The organism is Clostridium peptidivorans, assembly GCF_900205925.1.
Lineage (GTDB): Bacteria > Bacillota > Clostridia > Clostridiales > Clostridiaceae > Clostridium_AK > Clostridium_AK peptidivorans.
The window spans coordinates 175,580-191,362 of record NZ_OAOD01000002.1; the positions used below are offsets into that span (position 1 = coordinate 175,580).

At 27.9% G+C, this 15,783-nt stretch carries 16 protein-coding genes; 3 read left to right on the top strand and 13 right to left on the bottom strand.

The window, feature by feature from the left end; all coding sequences use genetic code 11:
• Positions 1 to 123: 123 nt before the first annotated feature.
• The 3 genes from CRN98_RS02625 (at position 124) to CRN98_RS02635 (ending at position 2,314) form a co-directional block, all read left to right on the top strand.
• On the top strand, positions 124 to 726 hold the full coding sequence (locus CRN98_RS02625) for a DUF1836 domain-containing protein (RefSeq protein WP_097025872.1): 603 nt from the start codon (positions 124 to 126) through the stop codon (positions 724 to 726).
• Positions 727 to 833: 107 nt separating this feature from the next.
• The gene (locus CRN98_RS02630) at positions 834 to 1,631 is read left to right on the top strand and encodes a TIGR00266 family protein (protein ID WP_097025873.1); all 798 of its coding nucleotides are present in this window, start codon (positions 834 to 836) and stop codon (positions 1,629 to 1,631) included.
• Between the two features lie 170 nt (positions 1,632 to 1,801).
• On the top strand, positions 1,802 to 2,314 hold the full coding sequence (locus CRN98_RS02635; protein WP_423237078.1) for a YhcN/YlaJ family sporulation lipoprotein: 513 nt from the start codon (positions 1,802 to 1,804) through the stop codon (positions 2,312 to 2,314).
• 108 nt (positions 2,315 to 2,422) lie between these two features.
• Here the strand turns inward: CRN98_RS02635 and CRN98_RS02640 are convergent, their stop codons facing one another.
• From CRN98_RS02640 to CRN98_RS02700, 13 genes are all read right to left on the bottom strand, one after another.
• Positions 2,423 to 2,602, bottom strand: coding sequence for a YjfB family protein (locus CRN98_RS02640; protein ID WP_097025874.1), 180 nt, complete (start codon positions 2,600 to 2,602; stop codon positions 2,423 to 2,425).
• A 20-nt stretch (positions 2,603 to 2,622) separates the two neighbouring features.
• A complete protein-coding gene (locus CRN98_RS02645; protein WP_097025875.1) occupies positions 2,623 to 3,444 on the bottom strand; it encodes a flagellin in 822 nt (273 codons plus the stop codon).
• Between the two features lie 232 nt (positions 3,445 to 3,676).
• Positions 3,677 to 4,174 (bottom strand): DUF8042 domain-containing protein, encoded by a 498-nt coding sequence (locus tag CRN98_RS02650; RefSeq protein WP_097025876.1) that lies wholly within the window; start codon positions 4,172 to 4,174, stop codon positions 3,677 to 3,679.
• Positions 4,175 to 4,198: 24 nt separating this feature from the next.
• A complete protein-coding gene (locus CRN98_RS02655; RefSeq protein ID WP_097025877.1) occupies positions 4,199 to 5,422 on the bottom strand; it encodes a motility associated factor glycosyltransferase family protein in 1,224 nt (407 codons plus the stop codon).
• Positions 5,423 to 5,605: 183 nt separating this feature from the next.
• Positions 5,606 to 7,105 carry a methyltransferase domain-containing protein gene (locus tag CRN98_RS02660; protein WP_097025878.1) on the bottom strand — a complete coding sequence of 500 codons (1,500 nt, stop codon included), beginning with the start codon at positions 7,103 to 7,105 and terminating at the stop codon, positions 5,606 to 5,608.
• A 21-nt stretch (positions 7,106 to 7,126) separates the two neighbouring features.
• Positions 7,127 to 7,651, bottom strand: a complete 525-nt coding sequence (gene cysC / locus CRN98_RS02665; protein WP_097025879.1) for an adenylyl-sulfate kinase — start codon at positions 7,649 to 7,651, stop codon at positions 7,127 to 7,129.
• A gap of 38 nt (positions 7,652 to 7,689) precedes the next feature.
• Positions 7,690 to 9,837 carry a sulfatase-like hydrolase/transferase gene (locus CRN98_RS02670; RefSeq protein WP_097025880.1) on the bottom strand — a complete coding sequence of 716 codons (2,148 nt, stop codon included), beginning with the start codon at positions 9,835 to 9,837 and terminating at the stop codon, positions 7,690 to 7,692.
• Positions 9,838 to 10,188: 351 nt separating this feature from the next.
• A complete protein-coding gene (locus tag CRN98_RS02675; protein WP_242960802.1) occupies positions 10,189 to 10,944 on the bottom strand; it encodes an acylneuraminate cytidylyltransferase family protein in 756 nt (251 codons plus the stop codon).
• A gap of 8 nt (positions 10,945 to 10,952) precedes the next feature.
• On the bottom strand, positions 10,953 to 11,900 hold the full coding sequence (locus CRN98_RS02680; protein ID WP_097025882.1) for a Gfo/Idh/MocA family oxidoreductase: 948 nt from the start codon (positions 11,898 to 11,900) through the stop codon (positions 10,953 to 10,955).
• 1 nt (position 11,901) lies between these two features.
• Positions 11,902 to 12,879 carry a Gfo/Idh/MocA family protein gene (locus CRN98_RS02685; protein WP_097025883.1) on the bottom strand — a complete coding sequence of 326 codons (978 nt, stop codon included), beginning with the start codon at positions 12,877 to 12,879 and terminating at the stop codon, positions 11,902 to 11,904.
• Complete coding sequence (gene neuC, locus CRN98_RS02690) at positions 12,880 to 14,046, bottom strand: UDP-N-acetylglucosamine 2-epimerase (protein WP_097025884.1); 1,167 nt, start codon at positions 14,044 to 14,046, stop codon at positions 12,880 to 12,882. It abuts the gene before it with no gap.
• On the bottom strand, positions 14,043 to 15,038 hold the full coding sequence (gene neuB / locus CRN98_RS02695; protein WP_097025885.1) for an N-acetylneuraminate synthase: 996 nt from the start codon (positions 15,036 to 15,038) through the stop codon (positions 14,043 to 14,045). Before neuB ends, neuC begins: the two co-directional genes overlap by 4 nt.
• Complete coding sequence (locus CRN98_RS02700) at positions 15,035 to 15,685, bottom strand: acetyltransferase (RefSeq protein WP_341455748.1); 651 nt, start codon at positions 15,683 to 15,685, stop codon at positions 15,035 to 15,037. The genes neuB and CRN98_RS02700 overlap by 4 nt, the downstream gene beginning before the upstream one ends.
• Between the last annotated feature and the right edge of the window lie 98 nt (positions 15,686 to 15,783).

Genomic DNA, 15,783 nt, shown 5'->3' on the forward strand with positions numbered 1-15,783 from the left:
CCTAATTTTTATAAATTATTAATACGCATACATTATTATATGGTTTTTTATACCTTATGTTGAAATATTAATATACATATGCTAATATCATTTAAATGAATTAAATAATTAGAGGTGCTATAAATGGAATTTGATATTAATAAATTAAGTTCATTAATTGAAGAGGTTTCTTCATATGAAGATATAGAGCTTTCAGATATTCCAAACTTAGATTTGTATATGGATCAAGTTATTACTTTATTTGATAGCAAGTTGTCTCATTTAAGACGAAATGAAGAAGATAAGATATTAACTAAAACTATGATAAATAACTACACTAAGGCTAAAATACTTATGCCTTCTACTAAAAAGAAGTACTCAAAAGATCATATTGTTTTACTCATACTTATATATTATTTAAAACAAAGCTTATCCATAGGTGATGTAAGTTTATTATTTAAAGACATGATTAAAAATATAGAATCCTCAAGTGATGAGAGCTTAGAAATTGAAAAGATATATGAGTCCTTTTTACATATAAAAAAAGCTGATGCAGTTAATTTGCAAGAAGACTTAAATAAAAAGATGAACTTAGTGCTCGAAAATACAAAAGATTTATCCCCTAAAAATTTAGAATTTGCACAAATGCTAATAACAGTACTTACACTTATAAATGGAGCAAATACTTATAAAAGACTGTCAGAAAAGATTATTGATGATTTCTTTACAAATTATAAATTTAAATAATAAAGCTTACATAGGAAAACTTTCTAAACATAATATTGAATTTAAGGCTAAATTAATATATATTGAAGATAATAATATTAAAAATATGGATGGGGGAAAATTTGTATATGAATTCTCATAAAATTGATTATAACATTTATGGAGACGATACCCAATTCGTTGAAATAGAACTTGATCCTAGAGAAACTGTAGTAGCTGAAGCTGGTAGCATGATGATGATGGATACTAGCATACAAATGGAAACAATATTCGGGGATGGTTCATCGGGGTCTGCTGGCGGCTTTATGGATAAGCTCTTTGGGGCTGGCAAAAGAGTACTAACAGGCGAAAGCTTATTTATGACATCATATACTAACGTAGGTTATGGGAAACAAAAAGTGAGCTTTGCATCACCATACATTGGTAAAATACTTCCTATGGATTTAAGCATGCTTGGCGGAAAACTTATATGCCAAAAGGATTCTTTTTTATGTGCAGCAAAAGGAGTCTCTGTAGGTATAGATTTTAGAAAAAAATTAAGTGTTGGTTTCTTCGGTGGTGAAGGATTTATACTTCAAAAATTAGAAGGTGATGGCTTAGCATTTATCCACTCTTGTGGTGCACTAGTAAAAAAAGATTTACTTCCTGGTGAAACTTTAAGAGTAGATACTGGTTGCCTAGTTGCTATGACAAGAGATATACGCTACGACATAGAATTTGTAGGTGGAGTTAAAAACACTCTTTTTGGTGGCGAAGGTGTATTTTTTGCTACTGTATCAGGACCTGGAAGTGTGTGGATTCAATCCCTTCCATTCAATAGACTTGCAGAGCGTGTGTTTGCAGCTGCCCATCATGCTGGTGGAAGAAAAGAAGAAGGAAGTATTTTGGGTGGTATTGGCAACTTATTTGATGGTGACGGCTTCTAGATTACCCTTTAACTTATAATATTTTAATCATAAAAAAATTCCTGCTAATGATTTAGTGGGAATTTTTTACTATATATAAGTTCCTACTATTTCATATCTCACGTTGTTGGAAAAACTTACATCAATGAAATACTAATAATAAAAGTAAAATAAGGAAAAATAATTTTGAGGTGATAAAATTGAAGATAAAATTCAAATTCTCTACAGCTTTAATTAGCTTTATTATGCTATTTTCATTAACTTCATATGGTTGTGGTGGTGCTACAACTAAAAATCAGAAGATTGCTAAAACAGAAGAAAGTCAAAATCAAACACCAGGAAATAAAGCAGTACAAAACCAAGGAACATCAAACGACCTATATCAGAGGTCACAAAAAATTGCCAATGCTGTTAAAACTGTAGATGGAGTAAAAGATGCAGCAGTAGTAATAACTGAAAAGAAAGCCTTAGTAGGAGTTAACATAGGTGGAAATGTAGAAGGAAATTTAACTAATAAAATTAAGAGCAATGTCGAAGCTAAGGTTAAAGCAACTGATAAAGAAATTGAAACAGTGGCAGTATCTGCCGATGCAGATATCTTTACTAGAATATCTAAGGTTGGTCAAGGCATACAAGCTGGAAAACCTTTATCTGAATTTGGCAGTGAAATTGAAGAAATTTTCAACAGAATAATTCCAAAGTAAAATTTGTTTAATATTTCTTCTTACTACAAAACATAAGCACCAGTAGCTAGTATAATCAGCCGCTGGTGCTTATTAATTAGTATTCAAACTTATAAGTTAAAACATAATTTATGCTCTTGTATCTAGGTTCTGTCCCCTATTTGGGTCTACCGCTGCACTTTTTAACATTTCAGTCATTTGAGCTGCATTTTCTTTTCCTGTATTCATGGCAAGTTTCATTACTGCTAAACTTGCTGCATCTTTAACTTTTGACTGGCTCATTGCCATAGATAATCCTGCTATGTCCACTTAATCACCTCGCTCCTCAATTAACTAATCCATTTATTGAGCACTACATTTATATTTTCATTACTTTGGCGTGCTGATATTAGCATAGATTGATTACTATTTATAAGTATAGTATCCTTAACTGACTTCATAATAGCAGTTGCCATTTTTACATCTTCAATTTGAGAAACAGCTGAAGTTAAGTTTAATTTTGAATTACTTGTATCATTGAAGGCAGATTGAAGATTATTGGAGTGTATCCCTAAAGCTGTCCTATTTACTATAACTTTATTTAACGCTTCATCCACTTTTGAAATAGTATTACTAGAACTTGATATACTGCTTAGTGAAGCATTATCTAAGTCCAAAGCATTTGTAGAACTGTCAAATAAAGTTAAATCATAAAAAATACCTGGATTATCTTTTATTTTAATAGTTAAACTTTTATCCTCATTTAAAAGTTTTATCCCATTAAATTCAGTTTCATTAGCTATGGAGTCTATACTTTGATTAAGTTGATTAAATTCTTCTTCTAATGCACTTCTATCTTCATTTGTTAAAGTTCCATTGGAAGCTTCAACAGCAACTTCTTTCATTCTATGAAGTGTCTTTGTTATTTCATCCATAGCTCCATCGGCTACTTGAAGTAAAGATATCCCATCTTGTATATTTCTTTCAGCTGCATTTAATCCTCTTACTTGAGCCTTAAGACTTTCTGTTATAGAAAGCCCAGCTGCATCATCTGCTGCTTTATTTATTCTTTTTCCTGAAGCTATTTTTTCGGTAGTATCATTTTTAGCTGTTTTATTACTAGTAAACTTAGCATAGGAATTTAAAAGTAATCGATTATTTTGAATAAACACAATTTCACCTCCTCACCATAATGTAATTCCTATTTATCTAACTATATCTTTAATTATCGTGATTTTCAGAAAAAACTTTAAATTAAATGCTAAATAAAGGGATTTCATAACTATTCTTTTCGCAAAAGCTCAAGCACTCCATTAGGTAAGTTATTTGCTTGTTTTAGTATTGACGATGATATCTTATGATAATTATCACGCTTAATATTCTAACTTACTTAGGCATATAAAATTAAAAATCTTTTTCTTCTTTACCTTTTATATAGTTTTGTTCTATAATTTTTAAAAGTTCATCTTTAGAACCATTATCCTCTTTTAGCGCTTCTTTTAAGTTAATAAAACAAGTTCTTATATTTCTAGTATATGATACCAAATTACTAGATGTATTTCTGTAATTTTTATTTAATACATCTTCTATAGAATTTAAAGCCTTAATAGAATCATCTATTAACATTTCTATTTCCATTGTCTTTTGTTTGTTATTTATATTTATTTTTAAATAATCTATAGCTTCACCTAAAGTATCCCAAAGACCTAAAATGCGGTATTTTAAATCATAGCTTTTTTCTTTATCATTATTTTGTTTAACATTGTATCTATCATTTTCTCTAATGGATATTACATACTTTATATCTTTTTTGAAGTTTTTAATATTAACAATAAGCGTAGTACAACTAAATATTAAAGTTACTATTAAAATTATTTTTTCTTTTATAGAAAGTTTTTTCATAGTTGACTCCATCACAAACTAATCTTATAATAAATTTTCTAAATCTATTTCTATAGTTCCTCTTATTTTAGCTCCTTTACTTGAGTTAATAAATTTTACATTCTTATTTTTTTCTATAAGTCTTTCTATGCCTTTTTTGAATTCTAACATACCAGATGTAGTACTTAAATAAGTTCCATCTACTCCTAATACTTTTTGATAAAAATTATTTTTTTTGATGTTTTCATTATCTCCAGCATGAAATTTATTATCAACAAAAGCCATGTCTTGTCCACATAGAATTATTTTATCTGCTCTAGCCTTTATAGCTAAATCTATAGTCGGGATAGCTACGGTTTTACCAGTTTCTACCACAATATTTTCCTTGTTGTAATTACATTCTTTATTAAAAAACATATATTTAGGACCCTTATAAGCTTCCACTGCCCATCTAGAACCTGTAGATAAGAAACAAAGGGGTATATCTAAATTTTCATAACCCTTTACCTGCTCACAAACTGCCTCTCCTGCATCTAATATAGTAATTGCATCTGGCTTTATTCCATTTTTCATTAAAATACTTAATGCTCTTCCTACTGCAAATAATTTAATATATTCTCTTTTTTCTTTAATTATATTTAAATCCTTTTCCAATGAAGGTCCCGCTGATGCAATTACTACAGGCTTATTTTCTAATTTGAAATCTTTAAAGAATTCCCCTATAGTTTTATAATTATTTCTTATATTTGCTTCTTCATTTTCCTTCATAATGGGTTCAAATCTTTTCAAGCTAATTTTAGCTATCTTATAGCTTTTTATAGCTTCTTTAAAATCACTACATTTACCTTCCAAAGCATCTAACAGTGGTTCATAAACTATGATATCCTCTACTAAAGAAAGCTTGCTTTTAAATTCTTTGTAAAAGTTTTCATTATTGCCTAATATAATTTTTGCTCTATCATCTGCTTCTATTTTCTCTAATAGATTATATTTATTTGCTATATTATGTATTTGCATATCTAAATCAAATAAGAACACTTGTGAATCTAACGGTATTCTTTTTAGTATCTCTTTTGCATGATATCCAAGTCCTAATCCATACATAACTATATATTTCTTATTTAAAATTAACTGTTTATTGTTTTCTATAAACTTTTCTGCATCTTTTAGGGGAAAAAACTTACTATATACAAATTTATTGTTTACTTTTAAAGCATAACTATTATCTTTAGCTTTAATAACTTCTATTTTCTTTTTATTATTATCCATTTTTTAATTCAATCCTCTATTTTTTATTTCTTTTTTAAAGGGTACCTTAACTTGTTTTCTTCCTTTTATAATTATTCATCGTAACTTTATATAATAACTTAAATTTTAACCATTAACAGAAAAATCCTAAGCTAGTGTAGTTATACTAACTTAAGATTTTTAATTCTACTTTCACAAAAATACCTACTTACTTCCACATATTACTGCAAACTTCCAATTCATTATAATATCATCTTCTGTTACTTCCATTCTGTAAGCTTCTTTTACAAGTCTATCTGCTTCATAATGCATCTTTCTTATTATATCTACATTTCTATAGGGAACTCCTGCATTTTTTAACCAGTTATTTAAACTCATATCACTTAAAACTATTGTTCTTGATGTTATATTTTCAAACCCTGTATTAATATATAAATTAGTCAAATCATCTAAAAGAAATGTGTGCCTATCTTCCTTATATTTAAACATTTCTTCATAAAATTTTATGCTCCATCTATTAGGTGGTGTGCCTTCACATATTATAAATTTCCCACCTGGTTTTAATACTCTTTTAACCTCACTAAATGCTTTTTCTAAATTTTCCGAATGATGAATAACCATTCTTGCAGTTACAATATCAAAAGAATCGTTCTCAAATTTATCAAGATTTTCTATTTTGCTTTCTAATAATTTGAAATTTAAGTTTCTATCTATATGCTCCATCATTTCTTTGCTTATATCCACACCATAATAGTTGCCCTGTGGTGATTTTTCTTTTAATGCTTTCAAAACTTTTCCTGTACCTGTTCCTATATCTAAAACATTTTTATCATTTACATCACCTGCAAATTCTATCATACAATCTAAAGTTTCATTTCTATTTACCCATTTAATTTTATCATAGGTATTGGATCTTTCGGCCCAATCTGTTTTTACTTTTACAAGTCTTCTTACAAATTTATTATCTTCAATAGCTCTATAATAATCTTTTTCTGTATCAATTTCCATCCACCCTCTTTCTATTATCACACAATGTAGTGGAACTCCAAATTGACATATTTCATTTAATAATTCAGTTATCCATGCACCTTTTAGTTTAGTGCAATCTAGATAATTGTTGGATTCTTTTGTTTCTTTTATTCTTTCATAGTTATTTTTTATTACATTTATACCTTTTTTATTACATTTTATAATACCTGTGAATATGCCAGTATTTTTATTTTCTACATTTAATCCTTTTCCTATTAATTCAACATTATTTTGTGCATCAAATACAAGCATTTCTTTCTCTAAATAATCTATCTCTCCTACATGATTAAAACACTCATCTTTATTTATCATTACTCCTATAGATATATTTTCTTTAGAATCCAACATTCTTTTTATAGTATCTTCTTCAAATAAAATATCTCCATATAATATAATTACGTCATCATTTAATTCCTCTTTTGCACAAAACAGAGAATATAAAACATTAGTATTTTCATATTCATCATTATCATAGTATTTTATACCTGGAATATTAATCTCTTTTTTATTATATCCTCTAACTACAGATATATTATCTATACCACAATTGTATAAAGTATTTATTTGTATTTCCAACAAGGAATTACCTTCTATTTCTAATAGGCATTTAGGTTTATCTTTTAAAATATTTTCCATTTTACTGCTTTTGCCTGCATTTAAAATTATCGCTTTCATATTTTCTCTCCCTTAACCATATTAATTTTCAAGATAATCATGTATATAATTTTTAATTTTATTAAAACTTTCTTCTACTAAATCTGTATCAGTATTAACTACTATTTCAGCATTTTTAGGTTGCTCAAACTTTTCATCTATACCTATTACATTTTTTTCTTGCCCTAAAATAGCCTTTTTATAAATTCCTTTTAAATCTCTTTCTATACATTTTTCTATAGAACAATTTACATAAATTTCTATATATTTTCCCAATTTTTTTCTGTTATCCTCTCTAATTTCTTCGAATGGCGCTATGGCTGCTGTAATTACTATAATTCCATTATCATTTAAAAGCTTACACATTAATCTATATATATTAGCAACTTTTATTCTATCTTCTCTTTTATATCCAAACATTCTACCTAAACTTTCCCGCATGATATCCCCATCTAAAAGTTGAACTTTATAATTTTTTTCTTTAATATATATATATAATAAATTTGCTAATGTACTTTTTCCTGCACTACTTAATCCTGTAAACCAAACAGTGAATCCTTTTTCCAATTAATAAATCCTCCTCTTATAGTTAGAGATAACATTAATTATTCTTGTATTAATATGTCTTTTATGTTTTCTAAAACCACATCTTTATATTTTTTTACTATTTCTCTTTGATTTTCTGTTTCATCTTTATTATTATTCTTATTTACAAGTTTCACATTATATTTTCCTAATCTAATTCTTCCATCTTCTCTTACTTTATTTTCCGATTTAAAGTAAAAATAATATTCTTTATCTTTAATCATAGATTCAAATATTTTACCTGAATATATAGTTTCAGAATATACATAATCTCTTCTAATTTTTCCACCTAAAGCTTTAGGTAGTTTACCATCTATATTACTTTCATCAAAATCTATATTCGAATGCTTTAGTATTGTAGGTAAAATATCTACATTTTCTACAAAATCATCTATCTCACAATTAGGTATATTATTTCCCCTTATCATTAGAGGCACTGCTGTTCTTTCTTCTCCTATAACATAAGAATCCTCTCCTATATAGGATTGTCCATGATCACTACATAAAACTATTAATATCTCATCATCTTTATAATTTTCATTTATAAAATCATAAATGATTTTTAAATAAAAATCTAATCTCTTTACTTCATTTATATATCTTTCCGTTTTGTTAATATCTATAGGCTTGTATACAGATTTAGTAGGCTCTTCATTATAATCATGAGCCTGTATACTATTATCTATTTGACTACTTATATCCGGTAATAAATTAATATGTTCATGTAAATCAAAAAAACTTAGCCACACATATTTATCTCTTTTAGAGAAAGCTCTCATATTCTCTAAAAACAAAGAAATTGTCTCTTCTGTTATCATATAAGGTTTATAAACACTTCTATCAAATCCCTTTACATATCCATATAAAGGATTTTTCCTCCAATTTCCACATGCTTGAAATGTTAAATAATCATTTTTCTTGAAAATTTCACTAATAATACTATAATCTTTACCAACTTCATGAGGTATAGCAAAATGATACATCCCATTTTTAGCAGTTCTTAATCCAGAAAATATGCCTGCTACACTAGGCAATGTCCATTCCCCATTTGAATAGCAATTATTAAAAATAGCTCCTTTTTTAAAAAAGTTATAGGTGTTTGGCATCATTTTTTCTAATTTCTGAACTTTAAATATACTTCGAGCTAATCCATCTACAAAAATATTTAAAACTAACTTTACTTTATGTTGATTTTCTTGATTAAGAGGTATAGGATTTCCTACTACTATGTTTTTATTAGCCTCTATACAAACTTTATCACCTTTTTTAAACTTAAAATAATTGTATCTATTTATAAACCAGCTTTTAAAATTATTCTGATTTCCGTTCTCATTAATAGAAACGTTTGTTTCAAAATCATTTATAGCTATGGGCACAACACTATCTTCTTTAATCTCTAAAGAAAATTTATTATTTATTTTTCCATATAAAACTTCTGTTTTAGCCTGTACAGCCAAATTCATTGGAATATTATGTATTTTTTCATTATAATATTCAGTTATAAATCCTTCTTTATTATCTGATTTTATAATACTTTCCCCTATATAAGTGCTATTATTTGTTTTTAATGGAAAATGATTAATATGTTCTTTTTTTACTAAATCATCTAGTATAGAAAAATATTCTTTATAAAACTCAAAATAAATTTTATCATATTGAGAAAATTTTAATAAAATTAATTTATATTCTAGTAAAGACTTATAATTAATGGCTAATGTTAATTTTTCTTTTAAATTATCTAAATTATTTCCTACTATTAAATATAAATTATCATTATTAGCTATTGAATTTATATCTTTAAATTTTAATACTTCATTAAATACATTATAATCTGGTTCTATTACAATAATAATATCTTCTTCATTTATTTTCTTTAATAATTCTTCTATATGATAACCAAAACTTAATCCAAATATTAAAATTATGTGTTTTTCATTAATATTAAAGTTCTCCATAGTACTTATAAACTTATCCACTTCTGAACTAGTATTATATTTACTAGACAAATATAGTTTCCTATTATTTAAAATTAATTTTGTACAATACTTATTATCTCTAGTCCTTTCTACTTCTACATTATCATTATAATTACTATAGGATTTATTAAAGTATTTTTCACCATATACATTTTGAAGTAATTTTATATTATTTTCATATACTTTATCCATTTTAGCTCCCTCTCTTTTTAGTTCCAAACCTTAATTAATAATAGTTTCAGAATTAGTTTTAGCTTTCTTTTTACTTATCGTAAATTTATATTAAAGCTTTAAAGAAGCTTATTAACTAATGAAATAATACAACTATCCCCTAGACTTTTATTGTATTTTACATATAAGCCTAATAACAAAAGCATTAATAGCTACTCTCACAGCCATTAATGCTCATTCAATTACTTTTGCAGATTCTATTTTTGACTTGTATATTCAATATTAAATCATCCTATTGCAGATAATCTATGAAAGAAATAACTAAGCTTACTAATTAACAATTTATTCACTTAGCCTTATACATTAAAAAATTTATTTAAATAAATTTTTTATATTATCTTTAATCTCCTTAAAATCAATATATTTCTCAAATAAATATTCTGCAATAACTTGCATAAGTTCAAAATCATTCTCATGGTCTAAATCTAAAACTGCTGTATCTAACATTTTAATAATATCACATTTACCTTCAAATATTCCTTTACCACTCTCAAGAAACTCTGGAGAATATGCATACAATGATGCATTCATATCAAATATCTTTGGCGCTTCCTGCCTTGCATTAAAATTTGATGCTATAACACGTTCATATCCATTTTCAGTTTCCTTAACCATATTGAAATAAGGATTTCTTCTTGAATCAGTTACCGAAAAAACTACATCCGCATTAGTCTCTAACTTTCTTTTTATAAGATTACTAACATCCGTTGCAGTCCTCAATGGTGACGTTATATCTAAATCAATAACCATATCATAATTAATTAGCTTTCTTTTTTTCATAATATCTAAGCAATTTAAAATAACCGCAACCTTTGGTGTATTATCTAATCCAAGTGATGAATTTCTTTGAATTATGTCTACTTGAAAATTTAGTCTTTCCTTAAACATTTTTATAAGTTCATCGCTATCAGTATTTAATACAATATCACAGTAAACATCAGGATTTTTCTTTTTATATAAATTAATTGCTGAGACTGTATAAAATGCCAATGGATAACTTAAAAACTCTTTTAAATTTTTATTCTTAATTCCTTTGGAGCCAGCCCTACCACAAATTGTAAAAAGCATGTTCAATTTTATTTCCCCTCCTTGGCTATTTGAAGAGTTCTAAGAGCCGTTAGGATATCATTGTCATTAATAACTTTACCCTCTATAATATCAAAAAAATGCTCTATTTCTTTACATTGAAAATCATTTCTTTGCTCTTTAAATGATATCACTTTTCCACTCTTTAAATATCTTATTTCGCTATTAGCAATATCTCCAACTATTGTATCTTCATCTGTAAACACTTGAATTTCCCTTATTGTTTTACGGCCAAAATAATCTAAATGAACTTCTACAGCTTTATCGCTATACTTTGCTATATACAAAGATAAATCATCGCTATCAATTCTCAAGTTGGAAAATGTGCCTCTTATATTCAATATATTCTCTGGGTTCCCAAATAAATAGCAAATATAATCCCATTCATGAATTAAATCAATAGAAACGCCTCCACCTTGATTCTTATGTGCACTATATGTATTACGATAATCTTTATTTGGCCTCCATTCCGGAAGAAAACTAGAACAAATACTCCTAGCACAATATATATTATTTAAATCAATTTGGTGCTTAAAATATTGAATTACATTAGTGTATCTTAATGGGCAGGCTACATAATATATACTATCATCTTTTAAATGTAATGTATCTATTGAGACATTTGTTATATCAAATACAGGCTTTTCAATAAACATATGCTTTGTCTTTGTAACAAATTGTCTTATAGTTTCAAAATGTAAATTTGTAGGATTTGTAACAAAGATAATATCATAGTCGTTTGGAACAGACTCATATGAATAAAATACATGACTGATATGCTTAGCTATTTCTTCTTCTATTTCTTTACTTTTACCGCTTCTTATCAAGTCAATCATATATTCCTTGTTTCTTTCCTTTAGAACAGTTACAACATTTTTTAAATGTCGAGTACCAATTGAACCAAGACCAATTATACCTATTTTATATGTATTTTTCATATTAAGCCTCTATTTCATCTATAATTTTTAAAATATCCTTATCCTTTTCAAAACTATATGCAGGTATTTTCCCTTCAGTCACCGCTTCAAAAAATGAAATTACTTCATTTAAATATGCATTTTCAACCACAAAGCTACTATAATTGTTAAGCTGATCTATCTCTTCATATAACTTAATATTAACATCTTTTTTAGCTTCAAAATCATATACATATAATCCTGTTGGAGAACCGTTCCACTGAAGATAAAGCTTTTCTCCATATACCTCCAAGTTTCTAACGGCTTTTCTTGATACCACATCCACAGCCAAAGTACCTTTATGTCCATTCTTATGTTGAATAAGTAATAAATAATTATCATTAAAGTCAATATCTAAATTGCTCATCTTACTCTTAATTGCATCAATCTTAATGATATCTCCAAATACGTCTATCAACCAGGGGAGCTCAATAGCAAAAATTTCTCTACAACCATTTGAACGTTTATTGCCAACAAAAAAATCTTTATAATTTTCCCAAGGATGCCAATCTGGTAGATATTGACCAATATGGTATGTATAATTAATAGTAGAATCTATCTGTTGTGATAAAGTCCTAATTTTCTTAATTTCTTCCCTATATAAAAATGTGGAAGACAAAAATAGCATCAATCCCTTTTGTCTAGCAAGAAGAATGTTTTCATCATACCCATCATCTACTAAATTTAATTCTGTAAATACATGTAATCCATAATTCAAACATTGTGTAATAATCTTACTATGTGATAGTGGTGATGTACACACAAAAGCACAATCAATATGGATTGTATCTACTGCCTCACTTAAACTGCTAAAAGTCTCTATTCCATATTCATCTTCACAAGCTTTTCTTCGTTCTTCGTTAGTATCTACTCCAACTATTTGAATAGTATCTCTATATTTATGAATCAAACGAATTCTTCTTTTTCCCATAGATCCTAATCCAATTACTACAACTCTCACTTACTTCACCTCACAGTCATAAAACTTCTTTTTTAAATTTATCTTATCATTCAACCAAAAACTTTTTATAGCATCAACTATTTTCTCCGATGTATTTCCATCACCATAAGGATTAATAGCATTATATGCTTTATCCTTAAATTCTTTAGTTAATGCTAAAGTGATAGCTTCATCAATTTTATCCTTAATAGGTTCACAATTAATAACACTATCCGCTTGTACTCTTCCTTTTTGTCTATCTCCGATATTAATAGTTGGAACCCCAAAGCTTGGAGCTTCTACTAAACCACTTGATGAATTTCCAATAACCATTGAACTATATTTTAAAGCACTTAGATACCTCACCATACCTAATGAAGTAAAGGCTACTGCATTATCATTCTCTATAACAAATTTATCAAGCAACTGATTTATAACACGCCCGTTAGCATCAGCATTTGCTTTGCTAAATATAAATTTCATATTTTTGTGATTTTTACAAGCATCAAGTAAAGCCTGAAATTGCTCAGCTGAATTATTATCTTCTAAAGTTACTGGATGAAAAGTAATTACAGCATATGGCCTATCTAGCTTGAAACTAATAGATGTTTCTAATTCCGTTTTACTCATCAACTTCTCATTTAAAATATTTTCTATTCCAATTGCACCTACAGAAAACACTCTATTAGGCTGTTCACCAAGTTGAATAACACGACGACGATATTCTTCAGTACTGGTGAAATGCAAATAACTTAGTTTAGTAATAGCATGTCTAATAGATTCATCCACTGCACCTTCCGTCGTTTCTCCACCATAAAGATGTGCAATAGGTATCCTCTGGTTCATAGCCGAACAGCAAACTGCCAAAGTTTCATATCTATCCCCAAGAACCAGGAGCATGTCAGGACTTAATTTGCTAAAATAGTCTGCAAAACTTATCATAGCTAATCCCATAGACTTAGAAATTGCTGAAGGGGTATCTGCACTTAAAAGAATTTCTATTTTTTCATCAATTTCAATTCCATCTTGTTCAATTTCTTTATATGTTAATCCAAATTCCGGTGATAAATGTGCACCTGTTACTACTACACGCACATCAAAACTTGAAATCTCTTTCAACTTTTTTATAATTGGTTTTAAAAGTCCATATTCCGCTCTTGTAGCTGTTAATATACTTATCTTTTTCATATTTCAATCAACTCGTCTTCTTCAAAATCTTTTATTGCAGTCTTTCCTATAATATCAAACCACCTCATAGGACTTATTCCATTGCCTGGTCTTTTTGTAATTATATTATCTTCACTAAGAATTTCACCTTTTTTTATATTACATTTAGCTACTATACTTTTCCTTGCAATATTTATATTTTTTCTTTCTGATGGAGATGGTATTTTTTTACCATTCCCCATAGCTTTTTCAATATTTCTTATAGCATTTACCATAGTTTTTAATTCATTAGGTTCTAAGCTTGATTTATGATCAGGCCCTTCCATATTTCTATCCAGTGTAAAGTGCTTTTCTATTACTGTAGCTCCCATAGCCACTGCAGCAATAGTAACCTCTGTACCCTTAGTATGATCAGAATATCCTACCATTACGTTAAACTTTTCTTTTAATGTATTCATCGCTTTTAAATTAACTTCCTCATATGGCGCAGGATACTCAGTGGTACAGTGAAGTAATATTATATCCTGACATCCATTAGTTCTTAGTATATTAATGGCTTCTTCTACTTCTTCTACAGTACTCATACCAGTTGACAAAATAACCGGTTTATGAGTTTTTGCTATTTCAATTAAATATGGCAGATTTGTTATTTCACCAGATGGAATTTTCCATATCCTCATTCCTAAGCCATTTAAAAAATTAATACTATCGAGATCAAAGGCAGTAGAAAAAAATTCGATTTCTTTTAAATCACAATACTTCTTTAATTCTTTAAAGTCATCAAATGATAATTCAAGTTTTTTTAACATATCTAATTGACTTTCACCTAACTTTGTATATTGTTTTTGATATTGAGCTTTACTGGCATTCTTAGATACAATATTTTTTGATATAAATGTTTGAAACTTAATACAATTAGCCCCAGCCTCTTTAGCCTTATCAATCATTAATTTAGCAAGCTCCAAATTTCCATTATGATTTACACCAGCCTCTGCAATTATATATGTACTCATAATATTGTTACCTCCCTACATGGGTTTCCATATGCAACAACATTTTCAGGTACATTCTTTAATACTACACTGCCCATTCCTATCAATGTCTTTGACCCAATTTGTACTTGTTGTTTTATTACACTTCTAGCACCAATATGAGTATTAGCACCAATTTGTACGCCTCCACACAGAACACTTCCTGGAGAAATATGTGAAAACTCACCAACAATACAATCATGTTCTATTATAGAACCCGTATTAATAATTGCACCTTTCTCAATATAGCTGCCAACATTAACAATAACATTTTTTCCAATATAAATCCCTTCTGCTAAAACTGCATGTTCACTGATAATGGCAGTAGAATCTACAATATTAGGTATTTGGAAACCAATGTGTTTAAGTTTTTTAAAAAGCTTAACTCGAGTATTAGGATTCCCTATACTTCCAACTGTAACAAAAGCATAAGTATACCCTTCTTTGTATAACTTAAGTAAATCATCGTCACATCCAATGATAGAAGTACCCAAAATAGCTTTACCGATATTTTCCTTCTTATCAATTATAGCAACTTCAGTGTATAATTTTTCACTAACTAAACTATCTAATACTGATTTACAATGCCCCCCTCCTCCAAGTAGAAGAAGTTTTCTATCTATCATCATATAATCTTTGCCTCATTTCTTCTATCTATTTCATCAAATTCAAGCTGCATTAGGCTAATTAAAGTATTGTGTATAAATTAGTCAAATTAACTTAGGAA